Source organism: Mycobacteriales bacterium (assembly GCA_030697205.1).
Taxonomy (GTDB): domain Bacteria; phylum Actinomycetota; class Actinomycetes; order Mycobacteriales; family SCTD01; genus JAUYQP01.
In genome coordinates this window covers 35,302-48,837 of sequence record JAUYQP010000047.1, presented here as the reverse complement: position 1 = coordinate 48,837, position 13,536 = coordinate 35,302, and the positions used below count along the sequence as shown (strand labels likewise).

The following is a 13,536-nucleotide window of genomic DNA, read 5'->3' as shown; positions in this document are numbered from 1 at the left end:
ATCGCCACACCCGTCCGGGCGCGCGAGCAGGAGCCCTAGGCTCGATGCGGTGGAGCTGCCCCCGCTGGACCTCGCGGCCTCCGACACCGTGCGGACCTTCAAGATGCGGCGCAGCCGGGTCTCGGCGACGCAGGCGGACGCGATCGCGCGGCTGTGGTCGTCGTACGGCCTGCGGGTCGAGCCCCGGCCCCTCGACCTCCCCGCGCTGTTCGGCCGAGAGGCTCCCGTGCTGCTCGAGATCGGTGCGGGCATGGGGGAGGCGACCTTCGCGACCGCGCGCGACCACCCCGAGCTCGACGTGCTCGCGGTCGACGTCCACACGCCGGGGCACGGCAACCTGCTCCGGCTCGTCGGCGACGCGGGCCTGACCAACCTGCGGGTCGCCGACGGCGACGCCCTCGTGCTGCTCCGCGACATGGTCGGCTCGGGGTCGCTCGCCGAGGTGCGGGTGCTCTTCCCCGACCCGTGGCCCAAGAGCCGCCATCACAAGCGCCGCCTCGTCACGCGGGCCTTCGCCGCGCTGGTCCACGACCGCCTCGCGCCGGGGGGCGTCCTGCACGTGGCGACCGACTGGCAGGAGTACGCCGAGGTCGTGCGCGACGTCCTCGGGCAGTCACCGCTGCGGGTCGTGGAGACCGGCGCGCGGCTGCGCGGGCGACCGGTGACCCGCTTCGAGGAGCAGGGCCTGCGGGCCGGCCGCTGCCCCTTGGACGTCGTCGCCGCCCGCGACTGAGGCTCGTCAGGCGGTGCAATCGAGGACGAGCTTGCCGGTGGTGCCGCGGCCGCGCAGGTCCTCGTGGGCCTGCCGGGCGTCGGCGAGCGGGTAGGTGCCGCCGACCAGCGGGCGCAGGGTGCCGGCGACGACCATGTCGAGCAGCTCGGCCATCTGCGGCTGCAGCATCGCGGGGTTGCCGAAGCAGTGGGCCAGCCAGAAGCCGATGACCGCGCGGCTGCGCGACATCAGCTCGCCGGAGTGGACCGGCTTCGGGGCCGTGCGCGAGGCCATGCCGAAGGTCGCGAGCCGTCCGAAGGGCGCCAGCGCGGCGAGGGAGGCGTCGAAGGTCGGACCACCGACCATCTCGAGCACGACGTCGACCTTGCGGCCTCCGTTGGCCGCCTCGAGCGCGCCCTTGAGGTCGGCCTCGCCGGCGAGCACGAGGCTGTCGGCGCCGAGGTCCTTGGCCAGCTGGAGCTTGTCCTCCGAGGAGGCAACCGCGATGACGTTGCCGGCACCCCATGCCTTGGCGAGCTGGACCGCGAGGGTGCCGACGCCGCCGGCAGCGGCGTGCACGACGACGGACTCGCCCTCAACGAGGTGGGTGGAGGTGCGGAGCAAGTGCCAGGCGGTGAGGCCCTGCACCATCAGCGACAGCGCCTGCCCGTCGGAGACCGCCTCGGGCAGCGGGAACGACATCGCGGGGTGGACGAGGGCCTGCTCGCAGTAGCCGCCGGTCATCGTGAAGGCTGCCACTCGGGTGCCGCCGAGGTCGCCGACGACCTCCGAGCCGGGGATGAGCGGCAGCGTCGTCTTGGACAAGTAGCTGTCCTCGACCTGGTGGGTGTCGGCGTAGTTGACGCCGGCGCTCCAGACCGCGACGACCTCGAACCCGTCGGCGGCGACCGGGTCGGCCACCTCGCTGAGCTGTAGGACTTCCGGTCCGCCGAACTCGGTGATCTGGATCGCGCGCATGACGGCTCCTGTCTGCTCACGAGTGGCAGACCGTCTCGCTGCCACTTTCCGGACGACTACGTGTCTACAGGGGACGGCAATGCGCCCGACCAGCAGGTACGACAAGAGGGCCCCGTGCGCGGGCGCCGCGGGGCAGGGAACCGACCGCGGCCTGCTCGGTCGCCCGCTCGACCCGAGGCTCCGTCAGCGCCGTGCCTCGTGTCCGTCCACCCACTCGTGGCCGGCGAGGCAGAAGCGCGGCACAGGGTCGTCGCGCAGCGGGTGCCACAGGTCCACCAGGCGCCGGCCCCGACGCAGGTACTCCTCCTCCGACAGCACCCGGAGGGTATGAGCCGGCGCGACTCCGAACGCCTCCAGGACATCCTCGACGCCAGCGGCCATCAGAAGTCACGTCGCCCGCGGGGACCTGTCGGATGGTCTGATCTTCGACGCCGTACGCGTCCGCCTCATGGAGATCGGCGAAGCGATCAAAGCCACCTCGACGGCACTGCTGGACACCGAGCCGACTCACCCGTGGAGTGACATCGCCCGCATGCGAGACCGGCTGGTCCACCGCTACTTCGACGCCACGCACGGCCACGTTTCGGGCGCCGTCCACCACGACCTCGAGCCACTCAAAGCCGCGGTGGAGCGCCTCCAGCAGCGCCTTCGTAAGACCGAATAGGGCCGGACGGCCACCGCGAGGAACGGCACCTACTCCACCTGGCTATGTATCAGCAGGGCTGAGATTCGTCGGCCGGTCGGGTGGCGCGAGATGAGGTACGTCACTGCTAGTTTGCTGAGTTCAGAGCCATCGGCTCGTCGGCGGGAGAATCGGCTGTAATGGACGGCGGTACCTGCGTTCACAATCTTGGTCTGCGCGTCTAGCACTTCGCTGTGGTCGTACCCGGCAGCCCGCATGGCTTCGACTTGCTGCTCGACCATTGCCAGGACCTCATCCGGGCCGGTGAGCGACTCAAGAGCTGCGTCGGTGCTCATCAGGAGCGGCGTGTCGTAGTACGACAGCACCGACGAAGGCGATCGCTCACCTCGTCCACACGCGGCGAACGCGGAGAGGTACTCGTGGAACCAGGCTGCCACGTCCCCGTCAGGCATCCTCGGAGGTTAGCGATGAGTGCCTGGGTCAGCAACTCCCCCCAGTACGGCGACTTACTGGGGGCTGTCTGCCGGGAAGTAGGTAGTGCTTGATACGTTTGGAGAGAAACCTCCGCGGCGGTGGACTCCGGAACCAGAGGTCGTGAAGATCGTCGTGTAGTGGCCCCGGGGGGCGGGCGCGCGAAAGCGCTGGTAAGCGGGCTGCCGGCTCGACCCCTGCTTCACGACGATCGTCACGACGCGCCGGGCGCCGGGAGTGAGCACCGAGCCGACTTGACGCCAGGGCTGGTTACCGGCGGGCGCGGATCTCGGCGGCCTGGCCCGCGGCAGCGGCCGTGACCATGCAGATCGCGATCGCGACGACGGCGGCGGGCAGCGCGGGGCTGGCCGGGTCGACCGGCAGAGCGGCGCCGACAGAGGGCACCGGACGGGCCAGGGTCAGAGGGGCCGAGCGCGGACCGCCGCTACCGGCTGCAGGAGCTGCGGAGACGGCTCCGGTCGTCGCGCCGGACGCGTTCGACGCAGCCGAGTCGACGCGGGGCAGCGAAACCGCGACGGGCGCGACCGGGGCGCCGACCGGAGCGGCGACGACGGGGGCCGCCACCGGCGAACGCGGGGCAGCAGGGGCTGGAGCCGGCGCGGTCGGCGCGGGTGCGGTCGGCGACGGGGCGGGAGCGGGCAGCAGGACCTCGGTCACCGGGCCGGTGACCGGGCTGATGACCGGCGCGACCAGGCCCTTGACCGGCTCGGGCAGCAGCGCAACGACGGGGTCCTCTGACGGCTGGGCGGAAGGCTCGGCCGAAGGGGCCGGTGTGGGCGCGGGGACAGCCGCGAGGACGGGCGCCGCGGCGGCCTCCACCAGCGCCGGCAGCGCCTCGGGTCCCGGGACCGGCCCCAGGGCCAGCGCAGGCGCCGACAGCGCGAGCATCCCCACGGCGGTCAGCGTCGTACCCACTCCGACCAGCGTCAGCCGGCTCGTGCCCCTCATGTCCCACCTCAGATCAACGCGAATGCCGCGTACAGGACACATCGACTTCCGGATGCCGCCACTTGACTGCTCCGACCGGCCGACTCGGGCAGGATGTCCGGGTGCCCAGCGAGTCCACGACCGTCATCCGCCCCTCCGCCGTGCTGGGGGAGAAGCCCGCACAGGAGGTGTTGCGCGAGCTCGAGTACCGCGACGTCGCGCGCGGTGGCGTGTGGAACGCCTCGGTGGGGCTGTGGCAGCGCTACGACCAGCCGTGGAACGGCACGCCGACCGGCCCGGGGACCGCGAAGGTCGTCGGCTCGATCGGGACCGTCTACGGCACCCCGGGCAAGTACGACATCACGATCTACCGGGTGACGATCAGCGATCACGGTCAGGCATCCGGCTGGAGCGTCGAGTCGCTCACCGACGACGCCCTCCAGCACGCCGGCCTCACCCTCGCGACCTGCCCGCGCGCGGGGCTGGTCGCACCGCCGACCCCGGACCCCTTCAAACGTCCCTAGAGAAGGAGCGCGAGTGCCACCGCGACGCCCACGACGAGCACGGTGCCGCGCAGGACCCGGTCGGGCAGCCGTCGCGCGAGCCCGCCACCGAGTCGCCCGCCGGCCAGCGAGCTGACCGCGAGCAGGCCCGCGTCGGAGAGGTCGACCGGCGCGACGGCGAGGAAGACGACCGCGCCGAGCACGCTGGTGAGCAGCGACAGCGCCCCCTTCAGCGCGTTGAGCCGCTGCAGCCCGTCGGCCACCTGCAGTCCCAGCACGGCGAGCAGCACGACCCCGACGGCTGCGCCGAAGTACGACGCGTAGACCCCGGCGACACCGACCGCCAGGTGCAGCGCGACTGGTCGGGGCTGGACCTCCCCGCCGTCGCGTCGTGGGAGCGCGCGGGTCAGTCGCGGCTGCAGCGCGAGCAGCGCGCACGCAGTGAGGACGAGCCACGGCACCACCGCCTCGAAGACGCCCTCCGGCGTGGTGAGCAGCACGACGCAGCCGAGCGCCGCGCCGACGCAGGCCGCAGCGCCGAGCGAGCGGACGCGGGCGGCCTGACCCATCAGCTCTCGCCGGTAGGCGAGCGTCCCGCCGAGGTAGCCCGGCAGCAGGCCGACGGTGTTGGTGACGTTGGCGACCAGCGGCCCGTGGCCGACCGCCAGCAGCGCGGGGAAGGACAGCAGCGAGCCGCCGCCCGCGACGGCGTTGAAGGCCCCCGCGGTGAAGCCGGCGGCCCCCAGCAGCACGACGTCCGCGGCGCTCACGTCGGGTCGGTGCAGGTCGTCTGGCCGGGAGCCGGCGCAGGGTCGGTCGGGTCTGGCTCGGGCACGGCCCACCCGCTGCCGGCGCCGCCCCGCAGGAACGCCCGCACACCGTCGGCGTAGGCCCTCGCGAGCCCGGCCCGCACTGACGGGTCGGCCAGCAGGGCAGCCTCTTCCGGGTCGCTGAGGTAGGCGGGTTCGGCGATGACCCAGGTGGTGTGGGCCCGGCGCAGCAGCCCGTAGTAGTCGGTGCCGCGCGACCCGAGGCGGTAGAGAGCGCCGGGGACCCGGTCCGACGCCCACTGCCCACCGACCCGGTCGCCGAGGGTCTGCAGGTAGCGCCTCAGGTGCTCGTGGACGACCCCCGCTGCGCGCCGTCCCGAGGGGTCCGACACCGACCCGAAGACGCGCGTGCCGGGGGTCGCGGCGGTCGTCTCTGGGGCCGCGTCGAGGTGCAATGACACCGACAGGTCCGCCCGCAGCGCGTCCGCGAGCGCGACCCGGTAGGGCAACGAGGCGTCGCTGTCGGTCCGCCGCGTCAGCTCCACCCGCGTGCCCGACAGGGCCCGCTCGGTGCGCAGCGCGACGTCCAGGACCCGGTCGGCCTCGCGGGTCCCATCAGGCGCGCGGGTCCCGTCGGCGTGGCCGCCGTGGCCGGGGTCCAGCAGCACCAGCGGCGAGGAGCCGCGGGGCGCGACCCGCTCGGTGCGACCGGTGACGGCCACCCGCTCCCCGCACGGTGTCAGCAGGAAGGACGCGGAGACCCGGGGGAGCAGCAGCCCCGCCGCGAGCGTGCCGCCGTCGGACCGCTGAACGCGGGCGAGGGTGCGCACCGCGCCAAGCGCCTGAGGAGCCACGGACGTACGACGGACCACCGGCCAGCGGACGCCCTCTCCGCCGTACGACGTGGGCAGTGCCACCGGGCTGGGGCTCGGCGGGCTCGACGGGCTCGACGTCGTCACCGCGCTGGGTCCGGTGGTCGTCGGCGCGGGCGCCTCGCAGGAGTTGCCGGGGCCGCACTCGTCGCCGCCGTCGGACTGCACGCAGCCGGCGAGGGCGAGGACGACGACCAGGCCGGCGAGCCGCCTCACCCCGGCGCCGGGAGGTCCAGGACGTCGCCCTCGCGGAAGGGCTCGCGCCCGTCGCGGCTGATGAGCCAGACCGCCTGGCGTCCGCGTGCGGTCCAGACCCCGTCGTCCCAGACCAGCGCGGTGTCCTCGTCGATGCCGAGCACCGCGGTGCCCTCGGGCGCCCGCAGCAGGAAGCGGTCGACCAGGTCGGGCATCCAGCCGAGGAAGCGGTCGAAGTGCGGGATCACCCGCAGCTGCGGCACCAGCCCGAGGCCCTCGCGGGAGGGGTTGAGCGGGTGGCGGATGTGGGGGACCCAGCCGGTGAGCGCGATCGCGCCGGCGCTGCAGCCGCCCAGCGCCGCACCGCCGCGCCAGGCCGCCTCGACCGCCGCCCACAGCGCGGTGCCGCGCAGGGTGTCGGCGAGGAACGGCGGGTTGCCGCCCGAGAGGTAGACCAGACCGGCGCCCTCGACCTGCGCGGCGAGCGCCGCGTCGTCGGCCTCGGCCCGGTCGCGCGCGACGAGCGGGCGGGCCTCGACCCCGAGCCGCGCGGCCTGGGTGCGGCCGAGCTCCACCCAGCGCTGCAGCGACGCCTCGCCCTCCGGTGCCGCGGCCGTCGGGACCTGCACGTAGACGGGTGGCCGGCCGGCGAGCAGGGCGCGCTCGACGTCGAGCATCACCTCGAGGTACTCACCGCTGCCGACGAGAGCGAGGGGTCCGGGCACGCGACGACGCTACGACGTGCGCGCCCGGTCGCGCACAGGGGAGGATGGTCGCGATGGAGCAGACCCGAGAGCAGAGCGCCGACCAGCCGTACGCCGGGATCGACACCGTGCCGCCCGACCCGCCTCCGGTGGACGCGCTGCTCGTCGTGTCCTTCGGCGGGCCGGAGGGTCCCGACGACGTCCTTCCGTTCATGCAGAACGTCACCCGCGGGCGCGGGATCCCGCCCGAGCGGCTGGAGGAGGTCTCGCGCCACTACCTCGAGGACTTCGGGGGCGTGTCGCCGATCAATGCCCAGGCCCGGGCGCTCGTCGCGGCGCTCGAGTCGGAGCTGGCCGCCCGCGGGCCCGACCTGCCCGTCTACTGGGGCAACCGCAACTGGCATCCCTTCCTCACCGACACGCTCTCGACGATGCGGGCCGATGGCCGGCGTCACGCGCTCGCCGTCGTGACGAGCGCCTTCCCGTCGTACTCCGGGTGTCGTCAGTACCGCGAGGACGTCTGGCGCGCCCGGGCCGGCGAGGGACCGCTCGTGACCAAGCTGCGGCACTACTACGCCGAGGAGGGCTTCCTCGGGCCGCTCACAGAGGGGGTGCGGACGCAGCTGGCCGGGCTGCCCGCGCCGCGGCTGGTCTTCACGGCCCACTCGATCCCGCTGTCGGTCGCCGCGTCCTCGGGGCCGGACGGCGACGGCTACGTCACCGCGCTGCGGCACGCCGCCGCGACCGTCGGGGAGCGGGTCGGGCTGGAGTGGGACCTCGTCTTCCAGTCGCGCTCGGGGCCTGCGTCGGTGCCGTGGCTGGAGCCCGACGTCAACGACCACCTCGTGGCGCTGGCGGCCGAGGGGGTCCGCGAGGTCGTGCTCGTGCCGGTGGGCTTCACCTCCGACCACGTCGAGGTGCTCTACGACCTCGACCTGCAGGCCCGCGAGACCGCCGCCGGGCTCGGCCTCGAGCTGCGCCGTGCCCCGACCGTCGGGACCTCGCCGGCGTTCGTCTCGATGCTGCGCGACCTGGTCGTGGAGCGGCTCGCCGGTCCCGAGCTGCCCGACCACGGCGCGCCCGCGACCCACGACCGGTGCCCGGCCCGCTGCTGCCCCGCGCCCGTCCGTCCCGCCGCCAGGCGGCCTGCCTGACGGGGCCGACGAACCCGGACGAGCGCTTCCCCGGCCAGTTCGCGGCCGCCGCGTCGCTGTCGGGCTGGGTCGACACCCAGGCCCTGACGCCCGTCTCCGGCAACACCGCCAACACCCTCGGCCCGGCGGACCTCAACCGCGTCTGGGGCGACCGGCTGCTCGACGCCGACATCTGGGCGCAGTACACGTCGACGGCGCTCGCCCCCAAGCCGCGCGGCACCCACGGCTTCCTGGCCTGCGGCATCGCCGAGGCCCCACCCGCGCCACCGCTGCCCACGCGGGCCTGACCCCCGAGGTCGCGAGGTCGCGCGCCGTCACGACCTCCTGACGGCTCAGTCGTCGTAGAGCCGGTACTGCTCGTTGACGTCGGTCATCCACTCCATGTCGGCCACCGAGGTCGTCAGTGCCCCATGGTCGACAAGGGCTCGCCCGTAGGTCGGCAAGCCCTCGATCGGGCCCCACAGCTCCGGTTCCCACATGTGCGACCGGATCATCGCCTTGCCGCAGTGGAACATCGCCTCCTCGACGCGGATCAGGAGCGCCAACGTCGGCACCTTGTCGTGCACGGCCATGGACCTCAGCAGCGGCTCGTCCCTGACGATCTGTGCCGTGCCGGACACGCGCACCACCTCGCGGCGCTTGGGGACGACGAACATCAGGCCGACATGGGGGTTCTCCAGGACGTTGCGGAAGGTGTCACCCCTGCGGTTGCCTGGACGATCCGGCACGGCAAGGGTCTTCGGATCCAGGACGCGCACGAAACCGGCAGGGTCGCCCCTGGGGGCGACGTCCACCGCGCCCGCTGCCGACGAGCTCGAGATCACGACGAAGGGGCTGCGCTCGATCCAGGCCCTGCAGTGCTCGTCGATGTGGTCGATGACCTTCTCGACCTGGTTCTCGAACTGCTCGCCGAGGATTGCCTCGACCTCGCTCACGGTCGCGACGAGCTGCGTGGGGACGTATGAGGACGGCACTGGCACTCCTGAGGCAAACAGGTCGGATTCGTGCGATGCAGGAGCCACAATGACGCCTCTCCGGGCGGTGCGCCAGGACGACGTGGCACGCAGTCTCGGGCGCAGGTCCGAAGCAGCGCGTCCGGGCCTCGCGCTCGCCTGTCTCACGAGACCCGCGTGTGTCGCGTGGGTGAGGCAGCGGGCCTACCCATCCTGCGCGTCGGCCGCCTCGACCTCGTCGCGGGTGATGCCGAGCAGGTAGAGCACGGTGTCGAGCCAGGGCACCGAGATGCCCGTGTCGGCCGCCTCGCGGACGACCGGCTTGGCGTTGAAGGCGATCCCGAGTCCGGCGGCGTCGAGCATGTCGAGGTCGTTGGCGCCGTCACCGATCGCCACGGTCTGCGCCATCGTCAGGCCCTCCAGCGCGGCGAACTCCCTCAGCGCGGTGGCCTTCGCGGCCCGGTCGACGACAGCGCCGACGACCCGACCGGTGAGCCGGCCGTCGACGACTTCCAGGACGTTGGCGCGGGCGTGGTCGAGACCCAGCGACGCAGCGAGGTCGTCGGTCACCGCGGTGAAGCCGCCCGACACGACGCCCACGGCGTAGCCGAGGCGTTTGAGGGTCCGGACCAAGGTGCGGGCTCCCGGGGTCAGCTCGACCGCGGCGCGCACCCGGTCGACGGCCTCGACGGGGAGGCCCTCGAGCAGCGCGACCCGGGCCCGCAGCGACTCCTCGAAGTCGAGCTCGCCCGCCATCGCGGCTGACGTCACCGCTGCGACCTCCGCCTCGCAGCCGGCTTCGGCGGCGAGCATCTCGATGACCTCGCCCTGCACCAGGGTCGAGTCAACGTCCATCACGACCAGCCGTCGGGCGCGGCGGTAGAGCGAGGCCCGTTCGACGGCGACGTCGACCGACTGCGCCACCGCCTCGGCGGCGAGCTCTGCCTGCAGGCCGCTGCCCCCGGACACGAGCAGCTCGTAGGCGGTCGCGGGGTAGCGCGACAGCTGCACGACCCGCTCGATGTTGGCGCCGCAGGAGGCGATCCGGCGGGTCACGGCGGCCAGGGCGGCGGGCAGCAGGGGAGCACCGAGGACGGTGACGTGGTGGCGCACCACCGAGCCGCCCGCGCCGTCGTCAGCGAGCGGTTGCAGGTCGACGTCGACGGAGAGCGCCCGAGCCGCAGCGGTCAGGGCGTCGCGCACCGCGAGGGAGTCCGGGGCGACGGCGATCCCGAGCAGCAGCCGGCCGTGCACGACGACCTGCTCGACGTCCTCCACGGTCGCGGACACCGAGGTCAGCGCGTCCATCAGCGCGGCGGTGACGCCCGGGTGGTCCCGGCCCGTCACCGTCGCGAGCAGTCTCGTCATGCGGCCCCCCAGGAGTTGTAGGCCGCGAGGCGGGCCCGACGCACCAGGACGCCGAGCTCGCGCAGCGCGCGCTCGCGGACCGCGGTCTCGTGGGTGTCGACGGCGCCGCCGTGGTCCTCGGCCGCGAGCGAGAGCACCCCGCCGAGCTGGCGGGCCTGGGCCAGCAGCTGGCGCGCCCGCGGCGGGAAGCTGCCGGGCAGCTCGTCGTCGAGGCCGCGCCGCGCGTCCCGCCGCAGGTCGGTCAGCGCGTCGGCGACCTCGGGGCGCCAGCGGGCCACGTCGAGGTCGCGCAGGGCGGTCGCCGCCTCGACGACGCCGCGACGCAGGTCGTGCTCCGCGTCGTGCAGCCACGGCCCGCGGTCCGGCACCGGCGCGTCCAGCGCGAACGCCTGCCACACGACCGTCGTCACCGTCCCGTCGAACTCCGACCCGTGGGCCGTCACCGTCGGCACCAGCCCGCGGCCGGTGCCGTCGGCCCGCAGGGCCAGCACCCCCTCCGACGCCACCAGGGCCGCGCTGCTGAAGGGACCCGGCCCGGGCAGCGACGACACGTCACCGGGAGCAGGCAGCACGACCCGCAGCCGCGTGACGCCGTCCGCGCGCAGCCGCCCGACCGCGGACTCGAGCGGCACGTCGTCGACCGCGAGCCCCACGACCCGGTGCTCGTCGTCGGCCACGGTGACCCGCTCGACCAGCTCCGGCAGCGACGCCTCGCCGGAGAGCCACGCGCAACCCCACGCGGCGAGCAGCGCGCTGCGGGGGCTCGACGTCGACACGGTGAGCCACGGTAGGTCGTGTCGCTCCCCGGCCCGGAGCGGGGTCGCGCCTAGCGTCACAGAGGTGAGGAGCAGGGAGTACGCCGACGACGTCCTGGCCGCAGGCCGCCCGGTGCGGCGGGCCCCCGAGGTGGTGGGCGCCGAGCGCGGCCTGGTCGTCGAGGAGCGCAGCACCGGCTTCTGCGGCGCGGTCGTCGACTGCGACAAGGAGCGGGTGTCCCTGGAGGACCGGCACGGCAAGGTCCGCGTCTTCCCGTTCGAGCCCGGCGGGTTCCTCCTCGACGGGGTCGCCGTCACGCTGGAGCGCCCGCGGGCGGTGACGCCCGCCGGCCCCCGGCGTACTGCCTCTGGGTCTGTCGCCGTCGTCGGTCAGCGGGCGCGGGTCGCGGCCGGCAGCCGGATCTGGGTCGAGGGCCGCCACGACGCGGAGCTCGTCGAGCGGGTGTGGGGCGACGACCTGCGCGTCGAGGGCGTGGTCGTCGAGGCGCTCGACGGAGTCGACGACCTCGCGGCCGAGGTGCGGGCCTTCGCCCCGACCCGCGACCGGCGGCTCGGCGTGCTCGTCGACCACCTCGTCGCCGGGTCGAAGGAGTCGCGGGTCGTCGCGGAGGTCACCCACCCGCAGGTGCTCGTGACCGGTCACCCCTACGTCGACGTGTGGCAGGCCGTGAAGCCTGCCCGGCTCGGCATCACGGCGTGGCCCGAGATCCCGCGCGGCACCCCCTGGAAGGAGGGCGTCTGCGCGGCGCTCGGGTGGGGAGAGCCGTGGGAGGGGTGGAAGCGGGTGCTGGCAGCGGTCGACGGCTGGACCGACCTGGAGGTCCCGCTGCTGCAGAGCGTCGAGCGGCTCATCGACTTCGTGACCGAGCCGCGGGAGGAATCGGGCTGAGAGCGGCGAACCGGTGAGTCAACCGATGAGATCCGGAGCTGCCGTGAACCGCCGCCCTGTCCTGCGCATCGCCCTGGCGTCCGCCCTCGCGGGTCTGGTCGTGTCGACCGTGCCCGCCGGTGCCGCCCCGACGCCCGTGACGACCGTCGGCAGCCCGTCGGTGCCCGGCACCTCCAAGGGCTTCCAGCAGGTCGGCCACACCGACCTCGGCAACCGCGGGATGAACTCACCCGTCGCGGTCGCGGGCCGCTGCGCCTACGTCGGGGACCGCGCGACCGTCAACCGCCCCGGCGGCGGCATCGCGATCGTCGACGTCAAGAACCCCGCCAAGCCGACCCGCGTCGGGACGATCCCGCCGAAGGCGAGCGTCACCCAGCGCGAGCTGCGCGCCGATGCCGCGCTCGGGGTCCTCTACGTCCTGGCCTTCAGCAACGCGATCGGCAACGGCGCCAACGGCGGGTTCAACCAGCTGCAGGTCTTCGACATCAAGGCCGACTGCCGCGCCCCGAAGCTGCTGGCCGCCTACGACTTCGGCGTCCGCACCCCCCACGAGTTCTTCATCTGGAAGGACCCGAAGACCCCCGGGCGGGTCCTGGCCTACGTCACGACCACGCTGTTCGCCCCCGACGTCACGGTCCTCGACCTGTCCGACCCGACAGCTCCCGAGCTGCTGACGACCTACGACACCGTCATCGACCAGCTCGACAACGCCGCCGCGGTCGCCGAGTCCGGCAGCGGCTACGCGCACTCGATCTACGTCAACGACGATGGCACCCGGGCCTACCTCGGCACCTGGGACTACGGCACCTACGTCGCGGACACCTCGCGGGTCGCCGACCCCGCCGGGGTGCCCGTGATCCTGCCGCTCGGCCCGAACAAGCTCGACTACGGCGCCAATGTGCACGGGACCGTCCCGCTGCCGGGCCGGCCGTTCGCGGTGATGGTGCAGGAGGACTACGCCAACGCCGGGACGGGCTGCCCCTTCGGCCACCTGCGGATGGGCGACTTCAGCGACCCGGCCGCTCCGGTCCTCGCCGGTGAGTACAAGCTCCCGGAGAACGACTGCGACCGGTCGAGGAGGGCCAACGCCACCTTCACCGCCCACAACCAGACGACGTTCCCGAACCTCGCACTGCTCACGTGGTACGCCGGGGGCCTGCGGGCTGTGGACGTCACGGACCCCTACAAGCCGGTCGAGGCGGGTGCCTTCGTGCCCAAGGCCACGAAGGACGCGCCGTCCATGCGCGACACCCGCCTGTTCTTCACCGGCATGCCCGCTGAGTCGCGCCGCACGGGCGCGATGTGGAGCTACCCGGTCGTGCAGGACGGGCTGATCTACGTCGTCGACATCGACCTCGGGCTCTACGTGCTCCGCTACACCGGCAAGCACGCTTCCCAGGTCGCGAAGGCCGCCCTGGTCGAGGGCAACAGCTCGCCGGCCCGCTACACCAAGAGCTCGCCCCTGCCCACCCGGACCGCGGCCGTGCAGGCGAAGGTCGACCGGCTGCGCGCCCCCCGGGTCGTGCGCGACACCGTCCCGACCGTCAACCCCACCAACGGCAAGGTCTGGGACACCGTCTGCTGACCCGGATCCCGGCGC

17 protein-coding genes are annotated in these 13,536 nt (G+C 73.7%); 7 read left to right on the top strand and 10 right to left on the bottom strand.

Annotated elements, in window-relative coordinates; genetic code table 11:
- Positions 1–49: 49 nt before the first annotated feature.
- Entirely contained in the window at positions 50–733 is a 684-nt protein-coding gene (gene trmB / locus Q8R60_15430) for a tRNA (guanosine(46)-N7)-methyltransferase TrmB (protein ID MDP3713867.1), read from the top strand.
- A 6-nt stretch (positions 734–739) separates the two neighbouring features.
- Here trmB and Q8R60_15425 read toward each other — a convergent pair whose 3' ends face one another.
- Both Q8R60_15425 and Q8R60_15420 read right to left on the bottom strand, forming a co-directional pair.
- Positions 740–1,690 (bottom strand): NADPH:quinone oxidoreductase family protein, encoded by a 951-nt coding sequence (locus Q8R60_15425; protein ID MDP3713866.1) that lies wholly within the window; start codon positions 1,688–1,690, stop codon positions 740–742.
- Positions 1,691–1,873: 183 nt separating this feature from the next.
- Positions 1,874–2,071 carry a hypothetical protein gene (locus Q8R60_15420; GenBank protein MDP3713865.1) on the bottom strand — a complete coding sequence of 66 codons (198 nt, stop codon included), beginning with the start codon at positions 2,069–2,071 and terminating at the stop codon, positions 1,874–1,876.
- A gap of 40 nt (positions 2,072–2,111) precedes the next feature.
- On the opposite strand from Q8R60_15420, the gene Q8R60_15415 reads away from it, so the two are divergent.
- Complete coding sequence (locus Q8R60_15415; GenBank protein ID MDP3713864.1) at positions 2,112–2,354, top strand: DUF86 domain-containing protein; 243 nt, start codon at positions 2,112–2,114, stop codon at positions 2,352–2,354.
- 29 nt (positions 2,355–2,383) lie between these two features.
- Here the strand turns inward: Q8R60_15415 and Q8R60_15410 are convergent, their stop codons facing one another.
- Positions 2,384–2,785 carry a hypothetical protein gene (locus tag Q8R60_15410; protein ID MDP3713863.1) on the bottom strand — a complete coding sequence of 134 codons (402 nt, stop codon included), beginning with the start codon at positions 2,783–2,785 and terminating at the stop codon, positions 2,384–2,386.
- 289 nt (positions 2,786–3,074) lie between these two features.
- Positions 3,075–3,773 carry a hypothetical protein gene (locus Q8R60_15405; protein ID MDP3713862.1) on the bottom strand — a complete coding sequence of 233 codons (699 nt, stop codon included), beginning with the start codon at positions 3,771–3,773 and terminating at the stop codon, positions 3,075–3,077.
- 101 nt (positions 3,774–3,874) lie between these two features.
- On the opposite strand from Q8R60_15405, the gene Q8R60_15400 reads away from it, so the two are divergent.
- Entirely contained in the window at positions 3,875–4,276 is a 402-nt protein-coding gene (locus Q8R60_15400) for a hypothetical protein (protein MDP3713861.1), read from the top strand.
- Here the strand turns inward: Q8R60_15400 and Q8R60_15395 are convergent.
- Genes Q8R60_15395 through Q8R60_15385 form a run of 3 tightly spaced genes read right to left on the bottom strand, consistent with a single transcriptional unit; the run spans position 4,273 to position 6,817 of the window.
- Positions 4,273–5,025: a sulfite exporter TauE/SafE family protein gene (locus Q8R60_15395; GenBank protein MDP3713860.1), complete on the bottom strand. Its 753-nt coding sequence runs from the start codon at positions 5,023–5,025 to the stop codon at positions 4,273–4,275. The two genes, Q8R60_15400 and Q8R60_15395, sit on opposite strands and share 4 nt — an antisense overlap.
- Positions 5,022–6,113 carry an N-acetylmuramoyl-L-alanine amidase gene (locus Q8R60_15390; protein MDP3713859.1) on the bottom strand — a complete coding sequence of 364 codons (1,092 nt, stop codon included), beginning with the start codon at positions 6,111–6,113 and terminating at the stop codon, positions 5,022–5,024. The genes Q8R60_15395 and Q8R60_15390 overlap by 4 nt, the downstream gene beginning before the upstream one ends.
- The gene (locus Q8R60_15385; GenBank protein MDP3713858.1) at positions 6,110–6,817 is read right to left on the bottom strand and encodes a Type 1 glutamine amidotransferase-like domain-containing protein; all 708 of its coding nucleotides are present in this window, start codon (positions 6,815–6,817) and stop codon (positions 6,110–6,112) included. The genes Q8R60_15390 and Q8R60_15385 overlap by 4 nt, the downstream gene beginning before the upstream one ends.
- 53 nt (positions 6,818–6,870) lie before the next feature.
- Between Q8R60_15385 and Q8R60_15380 the strand changes: the two genes are divergently transcribed.
- Both Q8R60_15380 and Q8R60_15375 read left to right on the top strand, forming a co-directional pair.
- The gene (locus Q8R60_15380; GenBank protein ID MDP3713857.1) at positions 6,871–7,950 is read left to right on the top strand and encodes a ferrochelatase; all 1,080 of its coding nucleotides are present in this window, start codon (positions 6,871–6,873) and stop codon (positions 7,948–7,950) included.
- Complete coding sequence (locus Q8R60_15375; GenBank protein MDP3713856.1) at positions 7,893–8,237, top strand: hypothetical protein; 345 nt, start codon at positions 7,893–7,895, stop codon at positions 8,235–8,237. The genes Q8R60_15380 and Q8R60_15375 overlap by 58 nt, the downstream gene beginning before the upstream one ends.
- A gap of 45 nt (positions 8,238–8,282) precedes the next feature.
- On the opposite strand, the gene Q8R60_15370 is transcribed toward Q8R60_15375, so the two are convergent.
- From Q8R60_15370 to Q8R60_15360, 3 genes are all read right to left on the bottom strand, one after another.
- On the bottom strand, positions 8,283–8,924 hold the full coding sequence (locus tag Q8R60_15370; GenBank protein ID MDP3713855.1) for a pyridoxamine 5'-phosphate oxidase family protein: 642 nt from the start codon (positions 8,922–8,924) through the stop codon (positions 8,283–8,285).
- A 183-nt stretch (positions 8,925–9,107) separates the two neighbouring features.
- A complete protein-coding gene (gene serB, locus Q8R60_15365; GenBank protein MDP3713854.1) occupies positions 9,108–10,271 on the bottom strand; it encodes a phosphoserine phosphatase SerB in 1,164 nt (387 codons plus the stop codon).
- Positions 10,268–11,047: a hypothetical protein gene (locus Q8R60_15360; GenBank protein MDP3713853.1), complete on the bottom strand. Its 780-nt coding sequence runs from the start codon at positions 11,045–11,047 to the stop codon at positions 10,268–10,270. Before Q8R60_15360 ends, serB begins: the two co-directional genes overlap by 4 nt.
- A gap of 64 nt (positions 11,048–11,111) precedes the next feature.
- Here Q8R60_15360 and Q8R60_15355 point away from each other — a divergent pair, with 64 nt between their 5' ends.
- Positions 11,112–11,936 (top strand): DUF3097 domain-containing protein, encoded by an 825-nt coding sequence (locus tag Q8R60_15355; protein ID MDP3713852.1) that lies wholly within the window; start codon positions 11,112–11,114, stop codon positions 11,934–11,936.
- 43 nt (positions 11,937–11,979) lie between these two features.
- Positions 11,980–13,521 (top strand): hypothetical protein, encoded by a 1,542-nt coding sequence (locus Q8R60_15350; protein MDP3713851.1) that lies wholly within the window; start codon positions 11,980–11,982, stop codon positions 13,519–13,521.
- The last annotated feature ends 15 nt before the right edge of the window (positions 13,522–13,536 follow it).

Coding starts and splice junctions, on each gene's coding strand:
- Q8R60_15425 (MDP3713866.1), bottom strand. CDS start 1,690: ATGCGCGCGATCCAGATCACCGAGTTCGGCGGACCGGAAGTCCTACAG.
- Q8R60_15420 (MDP3713865.1), bottom strand. CDS start 2,071: ATGGCCGCTGGCGTCGAGGATGTCCTGGAGGCGTTCGGAGTCGCGCCG.
- Q8R60_15410 (MDP3713863.1), bottom strand. CDS start 2,785: ATGCCTGACGGGGACGTGGCAGCCTGGTTCCACGAGTACCTCTCCGCG.
- Q8R60_15405 (MDP3713862.1), bottom strand. CDS start 3,773: ATGAGGGGCACGAGCCGGCTGACGCTGGTCGGAGTGGGTACGACGCTG.
- Q8R60_15380 (MDP3713857.1), top strand. CDS start 6,871: ATGGAGCAGACCCGAGAGCAGAGCGCCGACCAGCCGTACGCCGGGATC.
- serB (MDP3713854.1), bottom strand. CDS start 10,271: ATGACGAGACTGCTCGCGACGGTGACGGGCCGGGACCACCCGGGCGTC.